Genomic DNA, 302 nt, shown 5'->3' with positions numbered 1-302 from the left:
CGGCCCGGCCGGCCCGGGAGGCCCGGAGTGGCCGCCGCCGGACGGCGGACCCGAGAGCGGTCCGGACGGTGGCCCGGAGGGCGGGCCGAGCGGTGACCCGGAGGAAGGCGGTTGGGAACTCATCGAGGGCTCCGATCGAGGGCTCCGGTCGCAGACGGCGGTACGCGGAGGGCGGCTCCTGCCGCTGGCATCCATTTCTGCCTCCGGTCCCCGTTGGTCGCAACAGCAGCGCGCGCTCGCGCCACCTCGCCACCGCACCCCCTGGCCACCGCACCCCCTCGCCGCCCGCGCGCCGCCGACCG

The sequence above is a fragment of the Kitasatospora putterlickiae genome (assembly GCF_039527695.1).
Taxonomy (GTDB): Bacteria; Actinomycetota; Actinomycetes; order Streptomycetales; family Streptomycetaceae; genus Kitasatospora; species Kitasatospora putterlickiae.
This window is presented reverse-complemented; position numbering follows the sequence as displayed.